Origin of the sequence: Herbaspirillum sp. meg3 (assembly GCF_002257565.1) — a bacterium.
Lineage (GTDB): Bacteria > Pseudomonadota > Gammaproteobacteria > Burkholderiales > Burkholderiaceae_D > Herbaspirillum.
In genome coordinates this window covers 5276623-5303009 of sequence record NZ_CP022736.1, presented here as the reverse complement: position 1 = coordinate 5303009, position 26387 = coordinate 5276623, and the positions used below count along the sequence as shown (strand labels likewise).

The following is a 26387-nucleotide window of genomic DNA, read 5'->3' as shown; positions in this document are numbered from 1 at the left end:
AAATGCCGTCAGCAACCGGGTCGTCCCCTTCATACCGAAAGTCCCACCGAGTGTGCTGATGCGGCAAAGATTTTCGTCCGCCTTCTTCGGCTGTCAGAAAACGATACGAGACTTCAAAAGGAGGCTTCCTTCGCTGTGCTAAGCAAAAACACGACACAAAATTTTTCTACTTCTGGCCAATTGCGGACTTCCTCTTCCCCTTAGCTTGAGAGCCAATCACTCAGTCTTGACTACACTGGAGGAGCCTTTTTACCGCAGAACAAATGGTGATGTTGTTTTGTATCGAAAACAGACTCAGTCGTTCTATTAAGCTCCATCGCCACGTGTCCGCAACGGAATAAATTATTCGTTCGCGAAAAACAAATAGTCGGAACTTTTATTTCACATACCAAGTGGTACTTGAATTTATTTTCCAAATATTGTGTTTCAGGCATAAAGTTGGCTCAATTTCTGACGTTGAGCTGACAGTTGCCTATTGAAATTGAGCCCCTCTACCGGATAAAAATCTTCGAGCAAAGATTGCGCAATTGCTCCGGCCGGGTAGGACTCGATGCTGAATGAAAGCCAATAGTTGGAGACTTGATGTCTATTCAAATTGCCTTACAAACAAATGCTGACTCTACCGCCACCACTAAGGTGACTGGCGACAAAAAAGCTTCGAGCAACTCTGCTGCGGGCCAAAGTACATTCGCGACCGTAGCGGCGCAAGCGGCCAAGGTAACCCTCTCCAGTCAAGGGATCGAGCTGGCTAAGTCTGCCGCCAGTGAGGGAGTTGAGCTTCCGAAATCAGTGGAAGGAACAATTACCAAGCAAAAATCGGTAGGAGTTTTGCCTCCACCTGACGTTGCGGCATTTGAGGCCGATGCAACGCTACCGCGAGGAGAGCTATATGCCAAGTATGAAAAGGCAGTAGCAAGTTTGACTTTCCGATCGCAAGCAGCGTTAGATCGCGCAAATGCGGAAGTGCCTAAGAGTGATGATCCTGCGCGGCTTGCACAAGCGAAGCAAGCGACCGCCTATGCCCTTAGCAAGGGGCCCAGCCCGTTTACTGCACTATCTCGTAACGAGCTTGCCGCGATTTACTATGACTACTCTGGCCGCTATACGTCGAACGAGCGCATTGCAGCGGCAGGCCAAATGAATGAAATGGACAAGCAGTTTTGGGGGCCACTTGTTTCCATGGCTTCAGCGACTGGCGATCAGCGCGCCGTGCTGGAGGCAGGGTTAGCAGCGTATGACGCCGCGCTTCCCATCGAACAAATGAAGTCACCAGCCAACTATAAACAATTGATGCAGCAGGAACTGACCAGCGCTAACAACAAGCAGAAAGGGCCAATCGATGAAAAGAAAAAAGAAACGCTCTTGGAAATGCTCAACGCTCTGTATCAAAAGCGCGACCAGACCAAGAGCACTGGGAATGCGTTAGAGGAGGATCAGACCAAAAATTGGTCTGAGAAGTTGGCCGAACAGGCAAGTGCACAATAAACCGATACCAGAGTAGATCATGCCGACATTAAAAGAAATAGCTGAGGCATGAGCGAGTTGAGAGGCGGAAGTCCGCTGCTGGCCGATTGCGGACCTTATGGGCGCCTATTGGACCAACGTCACAATTAACAATTCTCTTCCTTCCTTCGACGACGCGCGACCTCGAGCATTTCAGCGGAAGTGAGCTCTCGACCGTCATACTCTGCGCCAAAGTATTCGTTTGGCCAGAAAATGAGGTCGGATATCCTGTCATCACCAGTGTTCACCGCCAAGAAGCTAATCCAATATTTAAGAGTCACTTGGTCTCCACGAACTTCATAAATGGCATCCAGCAACTCCAAAAGCTCCGAATCTGTTAGGTCTTCGGGAATCGCACGCCAGTCTATCGCCAGCCGCTTCGCAAATTCACTTGCGCTTATCGAAGCGAACGCACCGAGAACATCAACTTTGCCGATGATGCGACCGAGGAATTGAGAAATCTGATTTAGCTCGTTCGTATATTGCGGTCCAGACTCATGGAGGTAAAACACTGTCTCAATCAGCGGTAACAGTTGCTGAAGTTTTTGCTGGTCAGCGGGATAATGAATTTCAGGTCTCATATATATGTCTCGTTGTGGCCGATAGCAGCCGTACACAACTTATTAGTTAGTGTATTTTTTGATAATTTAAGTTATGTTGCCGATAAGAATTTGTTGCTTTTGGGTCACCATCTTTACTTAAACTAACATCCTCCTCCGTAGGAAGAGTTCCCGCCCGTAAAATTCCGCCCGGAAATTAAATTAAAAATAAACGGGGTTTTACGGGGTGGTGTTTTGCATTGCAATAACAAAATATTTCAGCGCGTCAGCTATTGGGCGGGGCTTTTCTTCGGTGTCTTTCCAAACTCGATCCAAGCTCCGGCTGCTCACGTAGCCGAGCTCCGCGATGCACTTCGTGCGCAGGACGACGAAGCACACATTCAAACACATTGGATAGTCAAGAGTCTCACGGCCCTGGTGTTCTTGGCCAGCGCAGGAAATGTCGCGCCGGTCTTCGCGCAGACCGATGCCTCCGCTCAAGAGTTTCAGCGCCAACAGGAGCGAGAACGCCAATTGCGACGTCAGCAAGAGCAGCAGCCTGACGTCCGGCTGCCTGAAACGCAACCGGCGAGTGGCGCAGTAGGAAAAATTCCAACTGGCGAGTCTCCGTGCTTTCAGGTGACACGCATCACCCTCACCGGTGAGTCAGCTCAGCGATTTCAGTTTGCGCTGGCAGGGCTCAATGCTAGTGACGATCCTCCGATTGGCCGTTGCCTTGGTGTGCACGGCATCAACATCGTCATGGCGCGAATCCAGAACGAAATCGTTACGCGTGGGTATATCACCACCCGCGTGCTTGCCGAGCCTCAGGACATTGCCAGCGGCGAACTGCGCCTGACGGTGGTGCCGGGGCGAATTCGCACTATCCGTTTCGCTGCAGATGCGGATCCGCGCGCCAGTCAATGGAACGCCGTTCCTGCGTCACCGGGCGATCTACTCAACTTGCGCGACATTGAGCAAGGCTTGGAGAACTTCAAGCGTGTGCCCACCGCCGAGGCGGACATCAAGGTCGCACCCAGCGAAGGACAAGGTGCCCAAGCCGGCGACAGCGATCTGGTCATCAGCTATCGCCAGGCCATTCCCTTGCGTCTGACCGCGTCGGTCGACGACAGCGGCACCAAATCAACCGGAAAGTATCAGGGAAGCGTGACGGTCTCGTTGGACAACTGGTTGACGCTCAGCGACCTGTTTTACATCAGCTACAACCATGATCTGGGCGGCGGGGATGCCGGCATACGTGGTAGCCAAAGCCACGTGGTGCACTATTCGCTGCCCTTTGGCTACTGGGCTTTGGCGTTCACCAATAGCGCCAGCAGCTATCACCAGGCTGTGGCGGGCATCAATCAGACCTACATGTATAGCGGCGAGAGCGAAAACAACGAGCTCAAACTCTCTCGCTTGATCTATCGCGATGCCGTACGCAAGACCGCGTTCTCGTTCAAGGGCTTTTTGAAAGCATCCAGCAACTACGTGGACGACACGGAAGTGGAAGTCCAGCGTCGTCGCACCGCCGGTTGGGAGTTGGGTGTGACGCACCGTGAGTTCATCGGGGACGCCACGCTGGATCTGTCCTTGGCACACAAGCGGGGTACAGGCGCGTTTGATTCCTTGCCTGCTCCAGAAGAGGCATTCGGCGAAGGTACTTCTCGTTTTCAGATTACGACGGCAGATCTTTCTCTCAACCTCCCTTTTTCCTGGCAAGCACCGTGGGGTAAGCAGGCGCTGCGCTACTCGTTCGCCGCCCGCGCCCAATGGAATGGCACGCCGTTGACGCCTCAAGACAGGTTCTCAATCGGTGGGCGCTACACCGTGCGGGGCTTCGACGGTGAAGTGACCTTGTTGGCCGAGAACGGCTGGTTTGTCCGAAATGAGCTCTCCGCAGCGCTGGGGCAAAGCGGCCAGGAAGTCTATGTGGGTGCGGACTACGGACAAGTCGGAGGTCCTTCAGCAGTGCTGTTGACCGGCCGTCGCCTGGCCGGCGCGGTGACGGGACTGCGCGGCGCATTCGGGCGCGTCTCCTATGAAGTCTTTGCCGGCACGCCGATTTCCAAACCTGATCGTTTCCAGACTGCCCGCGTGACAGCGGGCTTCAATCTGATGTGGTCGTACTGACAGCGGCGTTGCCGCTTCCTGACGAGAAGAAAGAAGAACATGAACCAGTTGTGTTATCGCATTATCTTCAACAAAGCCCGTGGCATGCTCATGGCGGTTGCCGAAACTGTCCGTAATTGCTCTGGAAGTTCGTCACGCGATACTGAAGGTAGTCGTACTTTTGCGCTGCCCGCGGCACGTTTGAGCTGGATAGGATTGGCCGTGTTGACGCTGGTCGGCGCGACAATGACCTTGCTGCCACGGGCGCAGGCGCAAATCGTAGCTGACCCTAATGCACCCCGCAATCAGCAGCCGGTCGTCGTCAATAGCGCCAATGGCGTCCCACAGGTCAATATCCAGACGCCGAGCGCGGCGGGCGTGTCGCGCAATACCTATAGCCAGTTCGATGTCCAGCGTAACGGCGCCGTCCTGAACAACTCCCGATCCGACGTGCAGACCCAACTGGGGGGCTGGATTCAGCGCAATCCGAATCTGGCCAACGGCACTGCTCGCGTGATCCTCAATGAAGTCAATTCCAGCAATCCAAGCTATCTGCGTGGATTCGTGGAGGTTGCAGGCGACCGGGCCCAGGTCATTATTGCCAATCCGTCAGGAGTGACCTGCGATGGATGCGGCTTCATTAATTCAGCGCGTACTACTCTCACCACCGGCGAAGTCATCATGAATGGCGGCAATCTTGACGGTTATGTGGTACGTGGCGGACGAGTCAAGATCGAAGGGGCTGGACTGAACGATGTGCAGTCCGACTATACCGAGATCATTGCGCGCGCCACAGAAGTAAACGCAGGTATCTGGGCGAAGGAATTGCATGTGACCGTGGGTGCGAATCGAGTCAATGCGGATCACACACAAGTGACGCCCATCGCCGCGCAAGATGCTGCGCCGGCGTTCGGCGTCGACGTGGCACAGCTAGGTGGAATGTATGCCAACAAGATTTTCCTTGTGGGCACCGAATCCGGCGTGGGTATGCGCAATGCCGGCAATATCGGCGCCGCCATTGGTGAAGTCTCGCTGACGGCTGATGGCCGCATTGAAAATAGCGGCACCCTGAATGCCCAGGACAAGATACGCATCCAATCGGCTGGCGTGGCCGCTAGCTCCGCCCACGGTGTAATCAATACAGGCAGCATCACCGCAGCAACGTCCGACGTTACCTTGAGTACCGACGGTCGAATCGACAATGGAGGTGCGGTAACGGCCCAGACTTCCATCGGCGCCACTGGGCAGGATGTACACAACAGTGGAACGTTGAGCGCAGCAGGAAGTGCGGTCGACGTCGTCGCCAATGGAAAGGTCGACAACAGCGGCACCATTCTTGCCCAGACTGATGTTCGTCTTACAAGCACTGATGTCAACAATGCCGGCAGCATTGCGGCTGCCAACGGCGACGTTACCGTTGCCGCAAGCGGTGCTGTCGACAATAGCGGTTCGATGACTGCTCAGAGCAATATCAATATCACGGCACAATTGCAGAATCCGAATGGAATTCCTGCGTTGCACAATGACGGCACCTTGAGTGCAGTCAACGGAAGCATTGCAGTCAATACCAACGGAGGTATTGATAACGCGGGCAGCATGGTCGCGCGCAATGATGTACGTCTGGATTTGTCCGGCGCTACCGGTGCGCCAGCCAATGTGAACAACCGTGGCAGTATGAGCGCGATCCAGGGGCAGGTAAAGATTGATGCGGACGGCAGCATCGACAATGCCGGTTCCATGATTGGCCAGGCAGCGGTTGACATTGCTGCACGCCACATAGGGGCGGCTGCGGGGCAGGCAGGCCTGCGCAATGGCGGCACGATCAGCGTAGCCGGTGGTGCCATCTCCCTTGCGATTACCGGCGCTGTCGATAATGGCGGAAAAATTCTTGCCAGAGATGGCGTAGCTATACGTGTTGCAAGCGGATCGGGAAGCAATGGTATTGATGGCCGCTATGGGGTGCGCAATACGGGGGATATTGGTGCGAGCGCTGGCACCGTCCAGCTCACTGTCGACGGTGGCGTGACCAATACCGGCGCTGTGATGGGCCAGAATGGCGTGATCATTGCCGCGCGCAATGCATCCGGCCAGCCGTTCGCAGGTAGTCAATTTGATATCGACAACGGCGGCAGTATCCAGGCTGCAAACGGTCAGGCGCAATTGGGCGCTGACGGACGCGCCACCAACAGCGGTACGATCACGGCAACGCAGGCGGTAGACGTTGACGCCGCCAATCTTGCCCGCGGCACGTTTGCAGGAAGCGACGTGGCCGTAACTAACAACGGCACCATCACTGCCACGGCCGGTGCATCGACGCTGAATGCCAACGGCAGCATACGCAACAGCGGCACCATTGCCGCACAAAGCGACGTGAACCTGACTGCGCGTAACGCAGGTGCATCGCTGTACAACGATGGAAAGATCCAGGCTTCTAGCGGCACAGCATCGCTGATCGCCGATGGACAACTAAGCAACACGGGGACAGGTGCCATCACAGCGAAGACCCTGAGCATTTCTGCGCAAGATGTAGTGAACGACGGTAGCATCGGTGCCCAGGCGGCTGCTTCGTTGGCTTCTCGTAGCGGCTTCCGCCAGTCCTCGGCGGCCGCCTTCGCCGCCAACGGAAATATGGTCTTGAACCTGGCCGGCAACTATTCCAACGCCGGACAATTGCGAGCGGGAACGCTGTCATTGTCAGCAGCGCAAATCAGCAATCTCAATACGGCCGCGATCCAGGCAGATGCGATCACCATCAACGGTAGCGGTACCCTTACCAACGCTGGCGAAATCAGTTCGAGAAATCTGCTGGATATCACCGCACCAACCGTCGATAACACGGGCGTTATTCTGGGTGGCGATCTGGTCGTGCGCGCACAGACGTTGAACAATACCGGCAACAATGCTTTGCTGGGTGGCGGCAACAGCATGTCGCTGTGGGTGACGAATGCTCTTTCCAATCGCAACAATGCGGTCATTTACAGCGCCGGCAGCATGGCGATCGGTGCTAATGACCAACGTGATGCAAACGGTCTGGTAAACGGCACGGCGCAGATCACTAACGAAGATTCGATCATCGAAGCTGGCGGCAACATGGAGTTGGCAGCCGTCAATTTGCGTAATACCCGCAGCGGTGTGGGGGTGACTACGGTGCAGACGCTCGACGAGACGTACGCAATGCGAGCGCCGTCATGGTGGCACAACGGCGGCAACCAGATGTACTACAAGCCCGACTCATCGAATTTCAACGCCTATGAGATCTTGTATGTCAATCCGGCCGATGTGCTGGAGACCAAGAACATCATTACGCCGGATGGCTATGTAATTGGTCGTGCAGTCATCAGAACGCACGCCGACGACAGTGTCTTCTATAAAGGTATTTCTTCCAACTGGGCCAGCTTCGGACAGATCAGCCGTGGGAGCGCCACGGACGGTACGCGCGTAGTGTATTTCACAGCACAAAGCGGCAATGTCAGTAACCCTGACAAGGTTGCCGGAGGCGATGATCCGCGCGATGGTCGTAGCGACGTCAACTGGGAACCGATGCCCGGCTACTCGAACCAATATGGGAATTGCACCACAAACTGCATCAGGTTCGTGGCAGAGCAAGACTATACCGATCCCAACACCATCTTCCGGCGGGACACTCAACGCTATCTCGCGCAACAACATGATGCGCTGGAGCTCACCCGCAATGCGCATCACACGGCCACCGAAGACAGGCTGGCGAGCGGCGCCGGTGCCGTTGCGGAGATTCGCGCCGGTGGTAACGCGCGTATCAACATCGGCCAGTCGTTGAGCAACGAATTCAGCAATATTGTGGTGAATGGCAGCTTGTGGTTGGGCGGAGCTAACGCAAACATCTCCAATCTTGGGCAAACCTTGTATCGCAGGCACAGCTTTGACGGCACCTTCACGACGACAGGGGGCGTTGTCACTGCCTACAGCATGCCGGATATCTCCGAAGTGATTGGTACAACTCAGGGAGCGATTGTAGGCAACGGTGGCGTCACCATCGTAGCAAACAATTTCAGCAATGCCGATCTTTCCGCAGGCAGCGCTGCCAATATTCGTAACGATATTGCTCCGGCTACCGGAAGTGGTCAGTCGATCGGCGGCATGCTGGGGAGCGTTGCCACACGCCCCGGCAGCAATGCGCCAACCGGCGGCACGCTGCCTTCGGGGGCGGGCCTTCCGACGATGAGCGGATTCCCCGCTGGCGCGCTCTTCCCACAAAACGGAAATGTGCCGGTACCGATTCGGCCGGGCGTACTGTTCCGACCATCCACAAGCGCCAGTTATCTGCTAGAAACGCGTTCGCAGTTCACCGATCATCGTACCTGGTTGAGCAGCGACTATCTGCTGACCGCGCTGAATGTGGATCCAAGCACGGTGCAGAAGCGTTTGGGTGACGGCTACTATGAGCAACGCCTAGTGCGGGAGCAGATCGCACAACTTACCGGCAAGGTCACCGGTGCCGCCAGCGACGACAGTCAATATCAAAAATTACTTAGCAATGGTGTCAGTACAGCGCAAGCCTGGAACTTGCGCCCCGGCGTAGAGCTGACACCTGACCAGGTTAGTCATCTGACCAGCGATATCGTCTGGCTGGTCAGCCAAACCGTTACGTTGCCAGATGGTAGTACCCAGGATGTCCTGGTACCGCGCGTCTATCTGGCGCATCTGGACGACAGTGCGCTTCAGAACACCGGCGCCCTGGTCAGTGGTTCTAATGTCACGATCCAGGCCGCCAACATCACCAACAAGGGGGGCATGATCGACGGGCGGGCCGATGGTACGGGGCGTACAGTGCTGGTCGCCTCGAATGATCTGGCTAATCTGGGCGGTAGCATTCGTGGCGATGACATCGTCATCAGCGCGGGTGGCAGTGTCCGCAACGAAACTCTTACCGTCCAGCAGACTTATGCGAATGGCCAGACTAGCGGCAGCTTTACTTCTCTTTCAAATGCAGCCGATATTACGGCCGGAAAAAATCTGACAATCACTGCCGGAGTAGATATCAACAACGTCGGGGCTGCGCTGACAAGCGGACGATCTGGCGATGCTGGTGCAGGCGCTCTCACCTTGAACGCCGGACGTGACATCAATCTGAGCACGGTTAAGACCGGCAGTACCTATGACATCAATTTCAATGGCTATGTCGGGCACGACAAGAGCACCAATAACGTTGGCGCAACGGTAAGTGCTGGCGGCGATCTCCAGATCGTCGCACAACGAGATGTCAGTATGACTGCGGCCCAAGTCGCTATTGGCACAGATGGTAGTGGTAGCGGCTCAATCCTGGCGGGTCGTTCCGTTACGATTGGTGCTGCTCTTAATGAGTCCGAATCAGTAAGGACTCGCTCCCAATCCCGTTCTTTTGCGCAATTTGAAAGCCAAGCCATAGATGTGGTCGCTAGCCAGATAGGCGCTGCTGATGGACTCAGCATCAAGGCAGGCGTGCTGGAAAACGCAGATGTAAAAATCGCCGCTAGCAACATTAGCGCGGGCAAGGAGCTCAGCGTTGCTGCTAGCGGGAATATCAACGTCGTATCTGAGGATGCGTTCCGTAGTTATAGCGAATATGCCACGAGCTCGTCCAAGAGCTTCTTATCTAGCAGGAGTAGTACTGGCTACGGGAAACAAGCTTATTCGGATGCCGTTGGTAGCAACCTGAGTGGGGACAGTGTCGTGATTCAGGCGGGGAAAGACCTGAACATCATCGGCAGCAATATCGTATCAAACGCAGATACCACGCTCTCCGCAGTCAATAACGTGACGATTTCTGCCGCTGCCGAAAGATTCGAAGAAGTCCACCAATATAGCGAGAGAAAATCCGGTTTTGGCGCGAGTTTCGGTGCTGGTGTCGCGAGCATTGGTTACAGTAAAACTAGTGCCAACGGTGAGAGTAGTTCGGAGATGGTGACTCAGCAAGGGTCAACCATTGTCTCCCTCAATGGAAATACACAAATTCAGGCGGGTCAGCAATTGCGCGTCACTGCCTCCGATATCGGTGCCGGTAACAACCTCACGCTGATTGGAAAAAGCATCGATCTTAGTGCTGCACAAAACACCAGCGTCGAGCACAGCACGCAAGAGAGCAGCTCTAGTGGTTTCTCGGTTGGAATAACGTATAACCCTCTCGCAGCCTTCAAAAATGCCTATCAGCAAAGCGCTCGCGGCAACCCCAGCACCAGCTTCCTCGGACAGGCCACGAAACGTGCCGATGCCACGGCCGATGGTGTTTCGGCCGCTACCACGGCTGTTGTAGTGCAAGCCGGATCACGCAGCGCTAACAGCAACCAGGACTATGCCACCAGCAGCGCCAAGGTCAGCACTCTCACGGCCGGTAATAACCTGACTCTGCTTGCTACCGACGGCAGTATCACCAGCCAGGGCACTGCGATGAGTGCGGCAGGCGACGCCTTGTTGATCGCAAAAGACAACATCACGCTCGATGTCGCGCGCAGCTATGAAACTCAGGGGCAGACCAACATCGCCAAAGGCTGGAGTCTGGACAATCGCGGCACCTTGCCGGTCGGGATGTTCAACAACAATGGCAAGGGCGACGGCACCACCACTACCGTCATGGGCACCAGTCTCTCGGCTGGCCGCACTGCCTCGCTGTCGACGACCCAAGGCGACATCACCCTCACTGCCGCCAATTTGGTCGCCAATGGTGATCTCAGTATCAGCGCGGCCAAGAATCTCACCATTCAAAGCGGCCAGGATATTCTCGCCAATGCCAATCGCAGCAATAACCAGGCTATCGGCAAAGTCGTGATCTCTGACACTGAGCGCTTCTCGGGCTACCACACCGAGAAGAGTCAAGACGACAACAGCGGCGTCACCCAGGTCGCCAGCAATGTCGGTAGCTTGCTAGGTAACGTCAACCTGCGCGCCGGTGATAGCTATACCCAGACTGCCAGCAACGTTCTGGCAGCAAACAACATCGACATCAATGCCAAGGCCATCACCATCAACACGGCTGACAACACCGGCAGCAATGATCAAAACAGCGAGAGTCTCAAGATCGGCGCATTCGCACGCATCAGCTCACCGCTGATTGACCTCGCTAACAACATCGAGAATGCCAAGAAGTCTGATGGCCGCCTACAAGCCATGCAAGGCCTGGCAGCGGCGGCGAATGGGTATCAGATCGCTAGCGTTGCCAGCGCTCTCGCCGGACAAGGAGGTAGTGGCGACCTGATCAAAGGTGAAGTCGGGGTCGGTTTCGCCACCGCCAACAGCGAAGACCACACTCGCTATACGCAGGCCCAGGGAAGCACCATCCAGGGTGGTGGCAACGTCACCCTCACGAGTACTGAGGGTGATATCCACGCCACCGGAGCCAGCGTCGCCGCCGGCAGCACCCTGACCTTGGATTCAGCACGTGAAATTCTGCTCGATGCCGCTCGGAGTACTGTCGTCAGCAATGGCGACAACCACAGCGCTGGTGCCGAAATCGGCGTTGGCTTCTCGGTTGGCGCCAAAACCGGTGTTTACGCCTACATCAGCGCCAACATCGGTAACGGCCGTTACGACTACAACGCGCTCACCAACAGCAACACGCAATTGAGCGGCGATACCGTCGCTCTCAAATCGCAAGGCGACACGACGCTCAAAGGTGCCACCGTCCATGCAGATACCGTCAATGCTCTCACCGGCGGCAAGCTGACGATTGAATCAGTGCAAGACCAGATCACGCAGCATAGTGAGCAGAGTAGTATCGGCGGTCGCGTGCAGATCTCCTTCGGGACTGCCTGGGAAGCTTCCGGCAGCCTGTCGCAGTCGACAGCCAACGGTAGTAGCAGCTTTGTGAATCAACAGTCGGGTTTGTTCGCTGGCAATGGTGGTTACCACGTCACCGCGGACACCGTCGCCCTAAAAGGTGGAGCCATCGCCAGCAGTAACGCGGGTAACTCAGATCTGAGCGCCAAAGCGATCAGCTTCGAGGACATCGCTAACAAGATGGAATACTCGGCGGACACGATGAGTGTTTCGGGAAGTTTTGGTGGCAGCCTTAAAAAGGCCGATAGCACAGGCGGTACCTCTACACAAAATGCCAGTGAGGCTGGCGCAAAGTCACAGGACAGCAAGGGGGCCCCAAGTCCCAATTTGACTCCCGGCATCATGTTGCAAGATAGTGATAGTGCTAGTTCTACAACTTACGGGACCTTAACCGACGGCAAGATCATCATCGGTGGCCAAGCCACGAGCAGCGCCGCCGGTCTTGGGGCACACACCGATCTGGCGACGGCGCATACCGCAATTGAGGCCTTGCCGGACTTAAGAAACGTGATGAAGGAACAGCAGGCCATGGCTGCGGCTGCCAACACGGTGATTGCTACTAGCGCGCAAATTGCCGGTGATATGGCCACAGCTGCCACTAAGCGTGGCGACGCGGAAAGTGCGAAAAACTGGGGGCCGACTGGCGACTACACTCAGGCCCTCAAAACCGTGACGGCCTTGTTGGTCGGCGGGTTCGCGGGGCAGAGCGCGGGACAACTGGTGGCTAACGCGAGTGCTCCTTATCTTGCCAATGCTATCGGCGACTATTTCTCACAGCCTGGCAATGAGAACAAGACTGCGCAGGTATTAAGCCATGCAGTGTTGGGCGGCATCCTCGCGGCAGCGAATGGCGGTAGCGCCGGAGCCGGTGCCGTCGCTGGCGCCGTAGGAGAACTGGCTGCGCAGGCAATCAGTCGAGAGTTGTATCCGGATGCTTATGATGCCGATGGTAAATTCCATCCGGAAAAACTGACCTCCAGTCAACTCAATACAGTAATTGCCCTATCGACGGCTGCAGGGATGGTCTTGGGGGGACTCACTGGAGGGACTACGCTTGATACGGTCGTCGGTGGGAATATTGCGACAAATGCGGCGACGAACAATTATCTCAAACACATGGAAGCATTGAGATTAAATCAGCTTCAAGATAAGCGGCTACTTGGAAAATGCGATAGCTCTTGTGAGTCTGAGCTCAAATCGTTAGAAGCTCTCGATAAACAGCGCAACATTGAACTTCAAGCCTGTGAGGGAAAGAGTACCCCATCTTGCACTGTAATCTTCAATGATGTTCGCCAGGCAGCGGCGGGATATATCCGTGCAAACCTCAACGTCCAACCTGGAATCACTACGGTATATGCGAGCGAGCGAGATGAGACGCTCACTCTGGCGCAACAGACCATGGGGGACTATACGGTCTGGAATATCGGGAAAGGGGCTGCAGAAAGCGTACTGGACAGTGTCAACGCGATGGGAGGTGCGTTGTATTCTGGCTTCAAAGCACTAACGGGAGATCCAAAAGCGCAGACAGAAATTAAGCAAGCAGCTGGTGCCGCCTGGGACTTTCTGAGTGATGCGAACAATTGGCCTCAATTGTTCGGAGCAATGTCACCGATGCAACGTGAAAAATTGGCCCAAGCCTATGAGACGGGCGACGGGGCGGCAGTGGCCAAAGCGGCTGCTGAACTAGTGCTCAATATGCCGACGGGAGGCGGTGCAGGCACAATCAAGAAGATTACTCGGATATCGGATGAGATTGTAGATATTGAAAAACTAGCCAAGAATGCTAAAGTTGAGCGTGTGGTAGAAGTTCCAGCCGGTGCCAAAGGGAACTGGGATCCAGCAATAAACACGGGCACTACAGGGTCGTTAATGCCTAAAACGGCGTACGTGCTGGATAATGGACACACCTACATCACTGATGCGTCGGGCAGAGTAAGCAAGGTTGATGGTACGTTGAATCTGAATACCATGGATCGCAACTCTTACCAGCAGATTTGTGCCGGAAAGAGCGGTTGCGTGGGAGATGACGGTGGTCACTTGATCGCGTCAAGTTTGGGAGGCGCAGGAGACAGCGTCAATCTAGTACCTCAAGCGTCGACGCTTAATCGTGGCGATTGGAAGGTCATGGAAAACTTTCTTCGCGATGAATTACTGGCGGGGAAAACGGTGGCGGTAAAAATTGATGTTGGATATCCATCAAGCGGTGGTGTAAGACCAAATTACTTTGAGGTCACAATGGTTGTAAATGGAAAATCTATTATTAAAGAGTTCTCCCAATGAACAGTCATGATGATCTAAGTCGCTCGTATGAGCAAATAGCTGCAGCCGCTCTCAAGTTTCCTTCAGGTAGGAAATGGGATTCTCTGAATGCAAAGTACGGTTTGTTATCGCAGATGGTATCTGCGGAATGGTCGTTAAAATATGAAGGAAAACTTGATGAACAGGGCGAGCCTCCGCCAAAAGAAGAAAGGCGTGCATCAATGGACGCGGTCAGGTTTCTTCGGCAAGAAATTCTTCGAAAAACGGGGCAACGTATTTGGGGTCTGACATTTACGTTATATCCGAATGGAAAATTCAACGTTGAGTACGACTACAACAAACCGGAAGGATATGAGGAAACCGATGAAGTTATTACGGGAGACGATATTAACTCTTCTCTGAACTCTGTCCTCAGAGGTGATCAAGGATAATCTAAATGAGTATCGCGAACGTTCCTGAAAAAACAATTCAAGTGTGTCTGTGAGTTTAATAACTAAAAATACGGCCTGCGTATTTTGGGTTTGCCGGTGTGTGTGGGGGAGTGGTAGTAGTACTTTGTTCCTTTGCTCGCAGCATTGACCCTGTCTAACTGATCCACTTTCCATTGCCGGGCGAACGCGGCAACGCGATCATAAGAGCCTTCAAATCCCAACACACACAAGTCTGCGTGCATCTGCTTGAGACTGCGCTTTTGCTTCCTAGATTTGGTGGATTCGGTTTTAAGCCATGCGGATAGTTTGAATGTGTACACATCCAGAGCACTGGCTGAACGCCGGTCAGCGTAGGCTGGCTCTACAGTTTCAGAGCGCAGGTAACGTCTAACGGTGTTCCTGGAGATGCCAAGTCGCTTGGCGATCTCCCTTAGCGATATCTGGTCACGTAAGTGCCAGCGCCGAATAATTCCTAGTAATGCCTCGTCGATCACTCCAATCTCCTACCTGATTGCTTAGGTAGGATTGTGTCTCAAACGTGGGTCAATTTTCGATGCAAAATTCCCAGCAAAGTGGGTCACCCATTAGCCGTCCGTTGTCAAGGGTACGAACTTACCACTCGCAATCTTTCGCGATATCTCAATTTCATCAAGCCATCGCTGTCATGTTCTGCTGGCTGACTTCGTGCCCTTTGCTTCAGTGTATGGTTGCGTGAATCGCACCAGTCACCCATATGGATCAAGCGGAAGCATCACTACTCTCTTCGCCCTGGCAGTCCAACTGCCCCAGAAGCATCTCGGTACCGACCTGCGTCCAATTGTGGGACAGTTCTATGGCTTCTGCATCGCAGTTCCAGACCCTTGTGGCTCGCATGTCGGACGATTCATTTCCTTCGGAACAAACAACAATGGCAAACGGCGCGGCATCCAATCAGTTTTTGATGGCTCGAAGTCCAACCCACTTACTGGCTTACCGGCCGTTGCCAAACTTACGTAAAGCAGCGCTTAATCGAGAACTGCTCTCCCGTCTTTAACATGTGGAAGCAGGCGCGCGCCAGCTTGTGCGCTACTGCCTTAATGGCGACGATGCTGTTGCGTTTGGCTTTCTTGCGTTGATAGAATTTGCGCGCCGGCTCACAGTAACGAATCGCAAAGTTGGCAGCTTCAACGTATGCCCAGGCCAGGTAGCGATTTCCGTTCTTCGTGTTGCCTTCGCCTTTCTTTTTGCCGTTGGAGACATGGACGCTACCCACACAGCGGCAATAAGACGCATAGTTACCAACATCGGCAAATCGTTCGATGCTGCCGGTTTCGAGCAGAATGACTGTGGCAAGGATAGGCCCGATACCAGAGACAGTTTTGAGGAGCCGATATCCAGGATTACCGCGGCAGTGTGTCGATAAAGCTTTCTCGATAGCATCTATTTGCGTTTGTAGTGCCTGCATCACCGCCAGATTTGCTTTGAGTCCCATCGACTCCGCCGCGCCAAATGACATAGCGTCTACCTGTGCATCGGTTAGCTGCTTCACGTCGTTCGTGGAGAGACGTCCTCCGGTTTGCTGCGCCAAACAGGTTTCGATCGATACGATATGCGCCGTACGCTGCTGAACCAGTTGCATACGCTTGCGCGCCAGGTCACGAACTGCACGCGTAGCCTGAGGCATGATATGACCTTCAGGCAGCAATCCCAGTCGGAGAATATGCGCAAGATGGCGGGCATCTGATTCATCGCCACGATGCTTGAGACCATCGTATTGCTTGATTGCGGTAGTGTTGGCCAGGTGCAGTGGGTAGCCTGCGTCAATCAGTCCATCTACAAGCCAATACCAGTTGTAAGTCGACTCTACGACCACACCGAACAAGTTCGTTCGATACGGATCCAGCGCTGCGCAGATCTGATCCAAATTATTCGGCAGGCGCCTGGAATACAGGACCCGATCGTCATCATCGCTGATGACGACGAAACAGTTGTTTGAATGAAGGTCTATGCCACAAAATAACATCGCCGTTCTCCTGAATAAAGTGAGGTTCGCACCATGACTTTACGCTCGGCGCTTGCCGAGGGAGGACGGCTAGATGATTATCAGTTTTCGATGCATGTATGGACCCGACACCTTTTGCAAGTTCTTTTTGTAACGTTGAAACAGTTTGCGTGCATGTATCCGGCTTGCTCGTGGGCTAATGTCAAATATCTGCCCGCAGCCTTGATGAGATTCGCACACCCATTCCTTAGCAAATCTTCGGCTTGTCCCTAAAGACAGTCCGCATCGAAAGCAGGTTTGTGGGTATCGGTCTTACCAGTTTCGTCATCACTCTAAGAAGCTTCGCAAAACAAGAGATCGGTCTATTTCCTCCCCAGACCACAACAAATCGAGCTTATCAAACAGGCCTGTCCGATAAGCGATAACTATCCGGATGGCTCAACAACACTTGAATCACGCGCGCGTTCTTATTTGCTAGCGCAACGGCCGCCCGGTTATAACCTCGTCGTGCGATCAAATCTTGTAACCATCGGCTGCGCGCATCGGCTTTGCCGATCGCGTAGCGCAATACGACCCGGGCGCCATGAATCAACAGCGTTCGCAAGTACGTGTCGCCGCGCTTGCTGATTCCTTGCAGGCGAGACTTGCCGCCGGAGGAGTACTGACGCGGGACCAGACCGAGCCACGCAGACAGATGCCTGCCGTTTTTGAATTCCTTCGCATCGCCCACGGCTGCGACCATCGCCGTCGCGGTAATCGGCCCCACGCCATCGATTGCCTGAATCTTCTGGCACAACACAGAATGCTTCATGAATGCAGCGATCCATTGATTGGTACGTGCAATACGTTCTTCCAGGACACGCATTTGTTCCAGCAGCTCGATCAAAATAGCTTGGAAGGTACTCGTCATATCGCCCTCGCACTGGGCCAGCGCGACAGGTACTGCACGTTTGAATGCCGCAGGTGTCTGTGCAATGATCACGCCTCGTTCGCCGAGTAAGCCTCTGACTTGATTGATCATGGCGGTACGCTGATGCACCAGCAATTCACGTACGCGATGAACGGCTCTCATGTCTTGCTGCTCGACGGACTTTACCGGTACAAAGCGCATGGTCGGTCGGCTGGCGGCTTCAACGATGGCCGCGGCATCGTTGGCATCGTTCTTGTTGGTCTTGACGAAGGGGCTGACATATTGCGGGCTGATCAGCCTGACTTCAATACCAAGCTCCTTGAAACGCCGCCCCCAGTAATGGGCTGAACTACACGCTTCCATGGCCACAATTCGAGGTGCCAGCTTGCGCACGGTAGCCAGAAGCTCCGCGCGCATTACTTTAGCGCCGTACTTTGCAGAACCACCGCGATCCGCACCATGCAACTGGAACACCCGTTTAGCCAAGTCAATTCCGAGAATGTCTATATCCATGACACACCTCCACACTTAAATTGGATGAAACCTTAGTTTGATCCTATTGGTGGTGTCGGGTCCATCTCAGTAAATCTACACTGCGTTCGAAAGAGCATTTCCGATGGATTCATAAAATTTAGCTGCATCATCAAACATAAAATTTGATTTCCATTTCGATTGAAATTTTCTATTTTTAATAGTCCGCTTCTGGCCGCTTGCGGACATCGATTTTCAAACTGATTGCGATGAATGAGGCCGATAAAGTAGTGCGTCAGCTAGTTCATAGGAGGCCAAAGGCCCCTTCTTTACCATCTTCATTTCAAACTGTTCGGCTGGTTTCAGATACGCATATACCTCGATTGGATTTCGCGAATCGCCTTCCGTAGGAATGACGGATATCTGAAGTCGCCGGTATCCATCAGATTCGTGAATGCGCTCGAGATTGTCCATGGCTTTTAGTACGGCATCGCTTACTGAAAAAATCTGCCCCCTTACAGCCAGGCCGTCTCCCGGGCTTGCAATCATCCAGGGCGACATTCGCTCACCAATCAGGTAGAGCGGGAAACGTTCTGTGGTCACAAACTCACCTGGGTAGCGAATACCTCGATTAGTCGAGAAGTTGGGAAATCCCTCTTTCAAAGTGCCAAATACGAAAACCAGGTGGTGGTTTGTGTCCATCGCGACATCCTTCAATTTTTACTAATTTTATCTAAATGTTGTCGGCTTCTGGCCGGTTGCGGATGTAGATTGCACTTGCTAATAATTCAACCGATTGTAGATTGAGCTCTGATGCCATTCTCATCAATCCGACAACACCATTTGACGTGGCTACTCCAGCCGTCAGCTACGTTTCTGGTCACCTCGCCGTGAGCAATCAACTTATCCGCATGTCCATTGTCATCGACGCCGTCCATGTAGACAGTGATGACCATCCCCTCTGATATCTTGACTGTCCTACCCGAAGAATCCACCTTCGTGTCATGCTGAGATAGAAGTACAGTAGTGGCATCTACCATCTCATTGAAATCGACATAAAAAATCGGATGAAGCATACCTATCCTATTGTTAAACCGTGGTTGCTCGAGATGTCTGCGTCTGGCCGATTGCGGACTTATTCAGCCCAAGACGTCCTCATAATCTGATACCTTCACGTTCAGAGCCCAACTCGGCGGATATCCAATGTACGCTCGTAGCGTATCTAAGAGAACCGTGACGCGGGCCGGCGGCTGTCTTAATGCCCGTAGCGCATGAATTCCTGTGCATGCATGCGGTTGCTCTGACCATTCAGGAAAGAGCTGCAAAAGATGTCCGTCTTTGACATCAGGTCCGACTACCCAGTCTGGAAGATAACCAATCCCTAGTCCCTCCCTGGCAGCGAGGCGCATTGCCTCAAAATCATCACAGGCGAACACAGGCTGTGAACTGAATGCGCGCGCGGGCTGACCAAGCACATCAGTCCATCCAAGCAAATCCGCTCCATGCAATTTGTCGATTAAGCGATGTGATGCCAAATCAGCGAGTTCGGTCGGGCTGCCCATTTGTGCAAGGTAGGCCGGACTTGCACACAGAATGCGTGTCTGCGTCGCAATGCGAGTCCCAATCAGAGTGCTGTCAGCCATGTCGCCGATTCGGATGACCAAGTCCAACCGCTCTGCCACCGGGTCCGCAAGCCTTTCGGTGAGATCCAATTCCAACCGCAAATCAGGATACTTACGGGCTAACTCCCCCATGACTGGCATAACGTAACGCTTGCCAAACGTCGGGAAGCAGGCCACGCGAAGCGTGCCGGTCACAGCGCCCTTCATCGATGCCAACTCCTGCTGCGCGTCTTCCAGTGAGTCAAGGATTTGTCTTGCGCGAATCAATAGCGCTTCGCCCGCATCAGTGAGTGTCAACAGTCGCGTGGAGCGTAAAAACAAGGGGGTATCGAGGTATTCCTCGAGGGTGTCAATCTGACGCCCGATGGAGGATGGTGTGCGACCACGGCGTCGACCGGCACCGGAGAAGCTACCTTCCCGCGCCACATCGGCAAAGACTCCCAGGAATTCCGCGAATTTTTCTGACTGCATTTGTGCATTCCTTGCATAGCCATTGTGGGGAATAGTCATCTTATCAATAGTCCCCCGCAGTTTTAATCTTCTTCCTACGGCAAGCCCACATGTTACCGAATTCAACCAAGGAAGATAATCATGCAAAAGTATAAGTACGACCAGCTCTATCTGTTTATCAATGGCGTCTGGCTGGAGGCCGGAAACCGCGACACCTCGGCTGTCATCAATCCCGCAACGGGCGCGGCACTGGGCCGTCTGCCGCTCGCCACTGCCACAGACTTGGACCAAGCACTAACCGCAGCTAAAGCGGCTTTCGAGGTATGGCGTCATACAGTGCCCACTGAACGCGCCCACATCCTGAGAAACGCTGCCGGATTGATGCGCGAACGCGCTGAGCACATTGCCACGTTGATGACGCTGGAAGAAGGGAAGCCCCTGAGCGAGAGCCGCGATGAAGTGCTGCGTGCCGCGGAATACTTCGAATGGTTCTCCGAGGAAGCGCGCCGTATCGATGGCCGCGTAGTGCCCGCCAATCGCCCAGGCGTTCAGCAATTGGTAAAGCGTCAGGCTATCGGGCCGGTGGCTGCTTTTACGCCTTGGAACTTCCCTGCCATTACCCCTGCTCGCAAGTTGTCGGCAGCATTGGCGGCAGGCTGCAGCATCATCCTGAAACCGGGCGAAGAAAGCCCTGCCACCGCCTTGGCTCTGGCCCGCTGCCTGGATGACGCCGGTCTGCCCAAAGGCGTACTGCAAATCGTCTTCGGCGTGCCGGACATGGTCTCGGGGCGGCTGATTGCCTCACCTGTTATCCGTAAAGTCGCGTTTACCGGCTCCGTGCCTGTGGGACGCCTGCTGTCCGAGCGCGCCGCAGTCGGCGTCAAGCCCATCACACTAGAGCTGGGCGGACATGGCCCCGTGCTGGTATTTGAGGATGCCGATATCGACGCTGCAGCTGTGGGGGGTGCCGCCAACCGTTTCCGCGGCACCGGGCAAATCTGCATTTCGTCGACCCGGTTCCTGATTCAGCGCGCGGCCTACGCCCGCTTCGAGGAGCGCTTCGTCGCAGCAACGCAGAAGCTGGTCATCGGTGACGGCATGGACAACGAAACTCAAGTCGGCCCATTAGCCAATCCCCGCCAACTGGCCAAGATGGAATCGCTGGTCGCCGACGCAGTAGCGCACGGCGCCAAGGTATTAACAGGAGGCAAGCGCATTGACCGTCCGGGCTATTTCTTCGAACCGACCGTGCTAGCCGATGTACCGATGAGTGCTCGCATCATGCATGAAGAGCCGTTCGGTCCCATCGCCGTCTTGCGTCCCTTCGATACGCTGCAAGATGGTCTGGAGGAGGCTAACCGTCTTCCCTATGCACTGTCTGCCTACGCTTTCACCCGCGATGCACGCACGGCCATTGAGGTTGGGGACGGTCTTGAGGCGGGAATGATTGGCATCAATCAGTACCGTATCATCGCCACCGAACTGCCTTTCGGTGGCATGAAGGAAAGCGGTCATGGCTCAGAAGGCGGTACTGAAGGTATCGGCCATTACCTGACTAACAAATTCATCAGCCAAACCTGATTCAGAGGCGAAAGGAAACATCATGGAACCCATCGATTTCACTAGCCCTCGTGCAGCGGCTCGACACTTCACCCCCAAGCTGTCCGATTTCGTCGAGCACCCGCTGTATTCGGACGTCTGGACTGACCGGGACCTCGCGCCACGCGACCGCAGCCTCATTACCATCGCTTGCCTGATTGCGATGAACCATGCCAACGAACTGCCTGCACACTTGCGCCGCGGTATCCAGAATGGCTTAACGCAGACTGAGCTGAGTGCAGCCATCACTCATCTGGCGTTCTACGCCGGTTTCCCGGCGGCCATCACTGCGTCTGCTTACGCTAACGCAGCGTTCTCTGAAGACCAGTCCTCCTGACTAAATTCTTGTGCCGCGCAAGTCTCCGCTGCGGCCATCCAACTCTATCGCTAAGAAATAAGGAACAATCATGAAAGCTATTACCTTTGACCAATTCGGCGCAGCCGAGGTACTCAAAATCAGCGAGGTCCCGGAACCTGTCCTCCGTCCCACCGACCTGCTAGTGCGAACGCATGCAGCTGGCGTCAACCGCGCTGACCTGACCCACCGCCGCGGCGGCTACGGCTGGCCAGACTTTGGCGATTCCACCATCATGGGTCTGGAAATCGCAGGTGAGGTGGTCGCCATCGGCACCGAGGTGCAAGGTTATTCTATCGGTGACCGCGTCATGGGCATCGTCGGGGGTGGCGCATATGCCGAAGTTGCCCGCATCGACTACCGCATGGCGATGCCGATTCCAGACGGCATGGACTATATTCATGCCGCGGCAATCACCGAGGTTTTTGTGACGGCCCATGAAGCACTCATCCACTTGGGCAAGCTGCAACCTGGTGAATCCGTGCTGATTCATGCCGGCGCCGGAGGGGTCGGCGGCGCGGCTGTACAGCTAGCGCACGCTGTGGGCGCGACAGTCTTTGCCACCGCAAAGACAAGCGCCCATGACCTGGTTCGCCGCATGGGTGCGAATCATGTTATCGACTATGAGAAAGAAGACTTCGCGGAAGCAGTTGCTTCACGAACCGAAAATCGCGGCGTAAACCTCATCCTTGATTTCATCGGTGCACCTTACTTCGAACGCAATGTGAATTCGCTCGACTTCGGAGGCCGCCTGGTACAAATCGGCATCATGGGCGGCATCGAAAACGCAAATATTCCGCTGGACCGTCTGCTGTACCGTCACCTGCAAATTATGGGAACAGTCATGAAATCGCGCTCGCAAGAAATAAAGCACTCCATGTCGCGTCGTTTCAAGGAACGTTGGTTATCCCAGTTTGGCAAAGATGGATTGAATCCAATCATCGATAGCGTCTACCCCTTGGCCGAAGCAGGTACAGCGCAGAGACGTATGGAAGATGGTTTGAATGTGGGGAAAATTGTCCTGACTACCTGAGCACGTTCTTAAGTCGTGCATACCATTGCTCATCTAAAAACAGCGTGCAGAAAAAGTCAGACCTCTTCGTCTTTCTCAGGGTTCTTCAGAAAACCCTGAGAAACCGTCGCCGCTTATGCGACGCCAAAGACCGTGAAGCAACCTACTTAAGAATGTCGGTTCCGATTCTGTAGAACAATAACCAAATTCATTTGGCGCTATTTTCGTGTGGCTGCTTCTGGCCGATTGCGGACTTCGCCAGTAAGGGACAGAGCGCTCGCTGAAGCGTTTTTTGGTCGTTATTTTAATCCTCCGAAACGCACATTTTTAGCCATTGAATAGCAGGATGTTCGCCAGGAAGAACCACGTGGGCTATATCGCTCATCAAGCGAAGACCTGTATTGCTGTTGGTGAACAAAACAACGCCAGACCGCTCGGGCCGACTTCCCATCACAAATGCACGCACGCCAGATATTTTCCCCCATTGGAAGAATGTACTGCGGCTGAGCTCCAGTCCCCAGCCCAGCCCCCAACCAATGTCTCTTTCGATTTCCGTTGGTAGGCTTTCCAGATGCTCGGCAGTTCCCTTTGTCGCATTGATAGCTGGGATTAGCCATTGCTTGCTTGTTGCTTCCATCAGTCTGTCACCATTCAGGACTGCTGCAAGAAAGGCGCCATAGTCAGTTGCAGTCGTTTGGAGCGAGTAAGAAGCGCTGGCACGTGGAGGGAGATGTTTATCTAGCCGCACACCGTTCTCATGGGGCTGCGCCACATTGCCGGCGAATTGATGTTGCCATTCAAAACTGGACGATTTCATACCAAGCGGTTCGAATACAAGCCGCTTCATGTTGGTTTCCAGAGGTTCACCCGTTATCGCTTCAATAGCGCGTTGAAGATAGGAAAATCCAACGCTGGAATAGCTAAATCGCGTACCCGGCTGAAAATGAACTTGCGGAGGGTCTTTGCTCCATAAATTGGGAAGTCCTGACGTGTGAGTAAGAATATGGCGCGCCGTGATTCCCGCCGCCGCAGGCGAGTCTTCCACGATTGGCGAGACATAGGCCGACAGTGCCTCGTCCAGCTTGAGCATGCCGGCATCCACAAGCTGGAGCACCGCATAAGCCACCATAGGCTTACTGAGTGATGCCGCATCAAACACAGTTTGATTGTCGACAAGCTCACCTTTGACATTGTCTCTGACACCGACTGCAGTCATCGTCAACACGCCATCGCGAATGACAGCCATCGATGCGCCAGGCACAGAAGCTGCGGAAATTAAAGAAGGTAATAGGGTATGTGGCGTCATTTGGTTATTTCATTTTTCTATTGAGTCAGCTTCTGGCCGGTTGCGGACTTGTTGCCAAAGGTGCCTAACCAATCAAATATCCGCAAGCCGGCGAAGGGCTTTTCCTGATTGATCGAAATTCTCTGCATTCAGCCAAGAGCGAATCGAACTCCGCCTAGCAGGCCATTCGGTTATCAGCATAGAGTGCCATCTGATATCTCGTCTCTTCCCTTTGGCCACAACTGCTGACCGCCATATCCCTTCAAAGGTGAAACCGTATCGCTCAGCTGCGCGGCGAGAGGAAATATTGTCTTCAAAGCACCGCCACACAAGCCGTGCATATCCCAAGCGGTCAAACACATACTCCATCAATATAAATACTGCTTCAGTAGAGACCTGAGAGCGTTGCATGCCTGGAGAAAACCAAACACTTCCAATTTCTGCCGCAGACTCATGAGGATAGACGTCACATATTGATAGCCAGCCTTTGGCCGTATTACTGCTCCGGTCGACGACAGCCCAGAACGGTTGGTGGCTGCGACTAGCCAACTCTTGGATGACTACACGAAGGGATTCAATATCTTCGAACGGACCATAGCGGAGATATTCCCAGGAAGACTCGGCGTTCTCAGCCGCATTCCAAAGGTCATCCACATGTCGCTCCGAAAGCGGCTCAAGCCGCACATAGTTGCCCTCATGGATAATTTTTTCGGGGAAAGGCCGTGGCAATAGGCGGTCGCTTAACATTGAGTCATTGATATCAAAAATTCTTAGCGTAGTTGAGAGGTCTGTTTCTGGCTGATAAAAGTCGTTCAGAGAAATACCTACTGCAGATCTGTAGCCATACTCTCTGGAGTATTGCTTAGGCCGTTTCTCTTCGGATCGGCTGTCGTCACGGAATTGGTCAGGTAAGACGATCCCTTTTCTGGGGGAGCCGAAATCCATGATGTGAGACCAGATGCGTAGTCATTGGAAGAGGAACTTTGATTTTCTGTTTGGTTACTCGCTTGAGCGATTTGAGTCTTCAATTGCGCTTCGTAATCCTTGGGGTATGTAGATTTCTCGATTGCAGGAAGACCCTTATAGTGAGCGAGAATTTCAGAACCGACACCGTCTCCAAAAATGCTTCCCGTGCGATTGTAGGCGTCCATAGCCTTCGCTACGACCTGCTTTCTCCAATTGGATTCTTGTTCATAGGCTTCCAACAATGCCGCTTTACGCTCGTTGACTGTAAACGGGCCGTTCTCATCATATGTAATTAGAGCGAGTTGATCTCTTGACATGCCCGTGAAGGGATTGCTTCCTCTGCCGTGAACAAACGCAGTCGCTTGCTTTGCTCTAGCCAATAAACTTGGATCATCCGTCCTAGGCTCTTCTGCATCGTATCTATCTTTGTTCTCCACATACGATGTTCCGCCTAATTTTTCTCCAATAGAGAGAGCTTTTTTACCGAGCTCATCACGACTCAAGCTCGAATCGCGCCGCTCTGCTCGCTCGGCAGCTTCGTTAAGCTGTTGAGCCAAAGTTGAGACACGGATAGCCGTTGATTGCTCTGGACGACCGATGGCGGTGGCAGGGAGGTTGGAAATGCTGGCACTAGCTACGTCTTGAACGGCTGTGGAATGATATGAAGCAGCAGTATCTATTGTTGATGTGCCCGTTATCGTCATTACGTCTCCGCAAAGTAATTTTGTCTTTCTAACGATCGTGAGACGCAGATTCCCGGCCATTTTGACTTCGAGAAAAGTAGCCTGGTCAGTTGAGCGCAGCGCGAATGCATCGTTAGTCTATCGTCAGAAATGGCATCGACTTTAGGATAGCATCGCAAAAATAGGAAATTGATTCAAAGATGCGGCGAGGTATCTTGATTTTTTGAGCGTCCGCTTCTGGCCGATTGCGGACGCATAAGGCTACCGAGTAAATTCTGAATGAAGCAACGTTCCATTCTTCAGATTTATGTCGGATGTGAATCCATTCCAAGATGCGCAACGGATAGTGTTTTCATCAAGCAGCACGATATGATTCGCATATCGCATGGCTGCCGATGCCGGTAAGAGGCGCGAGCGGATT

16 protein-coding genes and 1 pseudogene are annotated in these 26387 nt (G+C 53.8%); 7 read left to right on the top strand and 10 right to left on the bottom strand.

What is annotated here, in order from left to right:
* The first annotated feature begins 582 nt into the window (after positions 1 to 582).
* Positions 583 to 1485 (top strand): hypothetical protein, encoded by a 903-nt coding sequence (locus hmeg3_RS23830; protein WP_094565922.1) that lies wholly within the window; start codon positions 583 to 585, stop codon positions 1483 to 1485.
* A 125-nt stretch (positions 1486 to 1610) separates the two neighbouring features.
* Here hmeg3_RS23830 and hmeg3_RS23825 read toward each other — a convergent pair whose 3' ends face one another.
* Positions 1611 to 2084, bottom strand: a complete 474-nt coding sequence (locus hmeg3_RS23825; protein WP_094565921.1) for a hypothetical protein — start codon at positions 2082 to 2084, stop codon at positions 1611 to 1613.
* Between the two features lie 396 nt (positions 2085 to 2480).
* Between hmeg3_RS23825 and hmeg3_RS23820 the strand changes: the two genes are divergently transcribed.
* The 3 genes from hmeg3_RS23820 to hmeg3_RS23810 are packed head-to-tail and all read left to right on the top strand — an operon-like array spanning position 2481 to position 14632.
* Positions 2481 to 4175 carry a ShlB/FhaC/HecB family hemolysin secretion/activation protein gene (locus tag hmeg3_RS23820; RefSeq protein ID WP_232511790.1) on the top strand — a complete coding sequence of 565 codons (1695 nt, stop codon included), beginning with the start codon at positions 2481 to 2483 and terminating at the stop codon, positions 4173 to 4175.
* Between the two features lie 39 nt (positions 4176 to 4214).
* A complete protein-coding gene (locus tag hmeg3_RS23815; protein WP_094565920.1) occupies positions 4215 to 14222 on the top strand; it encodes a hemagglutinin repeat-containing protein in 10008 nt (3335 codons plus the stop codon).
* A complete protein-coding gene (locus hmeg3_RS23810) occupies positions 14219 to 14632 on the top strand; it encodes a hypothetical protein (protein ID WP_094565919.1) in 414 nt (137 codons plus the stop codon). The genes hmeg3_RS23815 and hmeg3_RS23810 overlap by 4 nt, the downstream gene beginning before the upstream one ends.
* Before the next feature lie 125 nt (positions 14633 to 14757).
* Here hmeg3_RS23810 and hmeg3_RS23805 read toward each other — a convergent pair.
* From hmeg3_RS23805 to hmeg3_RS23780, 6 genes and pseudogenes are all read right to left on the bottom strand, one after another.
* A pseudogene (locus hmeg3_RS23805) lies at positions 14758 to 15126 on the bottom strand (helix-turn-helix domain-containing protein); the annotation flags it as partial.
* A 494-nt stretch (positions 15127 to 15620) separates the two neighbouring features.
* On the bottom strand, positions 15621 to 16634 hold the full coding sequence (locus tag hmeg3_RS23800) for an IS110 family transposase (protein ID WP_094562293.1): 1014 nt from the start codon (positions 16632 to 16634) through the stop codon (positions 15621 to 15623).
* A 376-nt stretch (positions 16635 to 17010) separates the two neighbouring features.
* Entirely contained in the window at positions 17011 to 18036 is a 1026-nt protein-coding gene (locus hmeg3_RS23795) for an IS110 family transposase (RefSeq protein ID WP_094562292.1), read from the bottom strand.
* A 213-nt stretch (positions 18037 to 18249) separates the two neighbouring features.
* On the bottom strand, positions 18250 to 18696 hold the full coding sequence (locus hmeg3_RS23790; protein ID WP_094565918.1) for a gamma-glutamylcyclotransferase: 447 nt from the start codon (positions 18694 to 18696) through the stop codon (positions 18250 to 18252).
* A gap of 86 nt (positions 18697 to 18782) precedes the next feature.
* Positions 18783 to 19070, bottom strand: coding sequence for a hypothetical protein (locus hmeg3_RS23785; RefSeq protein ID WP_094565917.1), 288 nt, complete (start codon positions 19068 to 19070; stop codon positions 18783 to 18785).
* Positions 19071 to 19133: 63 nt separating this feature from the next.
* Positions 19134 to 20126 (bottom strand): LysR family transcriptional regulator, encoded by a 993-nt coding sequence (locus hmeg3_RS23780; RefSeq protein ID WP_232511789.1) that lies wholly within the window; start codon positions 20124 to 20126, stop codon positions 19134 to 19136.
* An 81-nt stretch (positions 20127 to 20207) separates the two neighbouring features.
* On the opposite strand from hmeg3_RS23780, the gene hmeg3_RS23775 reads away from it, so the two are divergent.
* From hmeg3_RS23775 to hmeg3_RS23765, 3 genes are all read left to right on the top strand, one after another.
* On the top strand, positions 20208 to 21647 hold the full coding sequence (locus hmeg3_RS23775) for an NAD-dependent succinate-semialdehyde dehydrogenase (RefSeq protein WP_094565915.1): 1440 nt from the start codon (positions 20208 to 20210) through the stop codon (positions 21645 to 21647).
* Positions 21648 to 21669: 22 nt separating this feature from the next.
* Positions 21670 to 22002: a carboxymuconolactone decarboxylase family protein gene (locus hmeg3_RS23770; RefSeq protein WP_094565914.1), complete on the top strand. Its 333-nt coding sequence runs from the start codon at positions 21670 to 21672 to the stop codon at positions 22000 to 22002.
* 70 nt (positions 22003 to 22072) lie between these two features.
* Positions 22073 to 23053, top strand: coding sequence for an NAD(P)H-quinone oxidoreductase (locus hmeg3_RS23765; RefSeq protein WP_094565913.1), 981 nt, complete (start codon positions 22073 to 22075; stop codon positions 23051 to 23053).
* 283 nt (positions 23054 to 23336) lie between these two features.
* On the opposite strand, the gene hmeg3_RS23760 is transcribed toward hmeg3_RS23765, so the two are convergent.
* The 3 genes from hmeg3_RS23760 to hmeg3_RS23750 all read right to left on the bottom strand — a co-directional run bounded on the left by hmeg3_RS23760 (position 23337) and on the right by hmeg3_RS23750 (position 26047).
* A complete protein-coding gene (locus hmeg3_RS23760) occupies positions 23337 to 24338 on the bottom strand; it encodes a serine hydrolase (protein WP_094565912.1) in 1002 nt (333 codons plus the stop codon).
* Positions 24339 to 24410: 72 nt separating this feature from the next.
* Positions 24411 to 25064 carry a GNAT family N-acetyltransferase gene (locus hmeg3_RS23755; RefSeq protein ID WP_094565911.1) on the bottom strand — a complete coding sequence of 218 codons (654 nt, stop codon included), beginning with the start codon at positions 25062 to 25064 and terminating at the stop codon, positions 24411 to 24413.
* A 77-nt stretch (positions 25065 to 25141) separates the two neighbouring features.
* Positions 25142 to 26047, bottom strand: a complete 906-nt coding sequence (locus hmeg3_RS23750; protein ID WP_157739342.1) for a hypothetical protein — start codon at positions 26045 to 26047, stop codon at positions 25142 to 25144.
* Between the last annotated feature and the right edge of the window lie 340 nt (positions 26048 to 26387).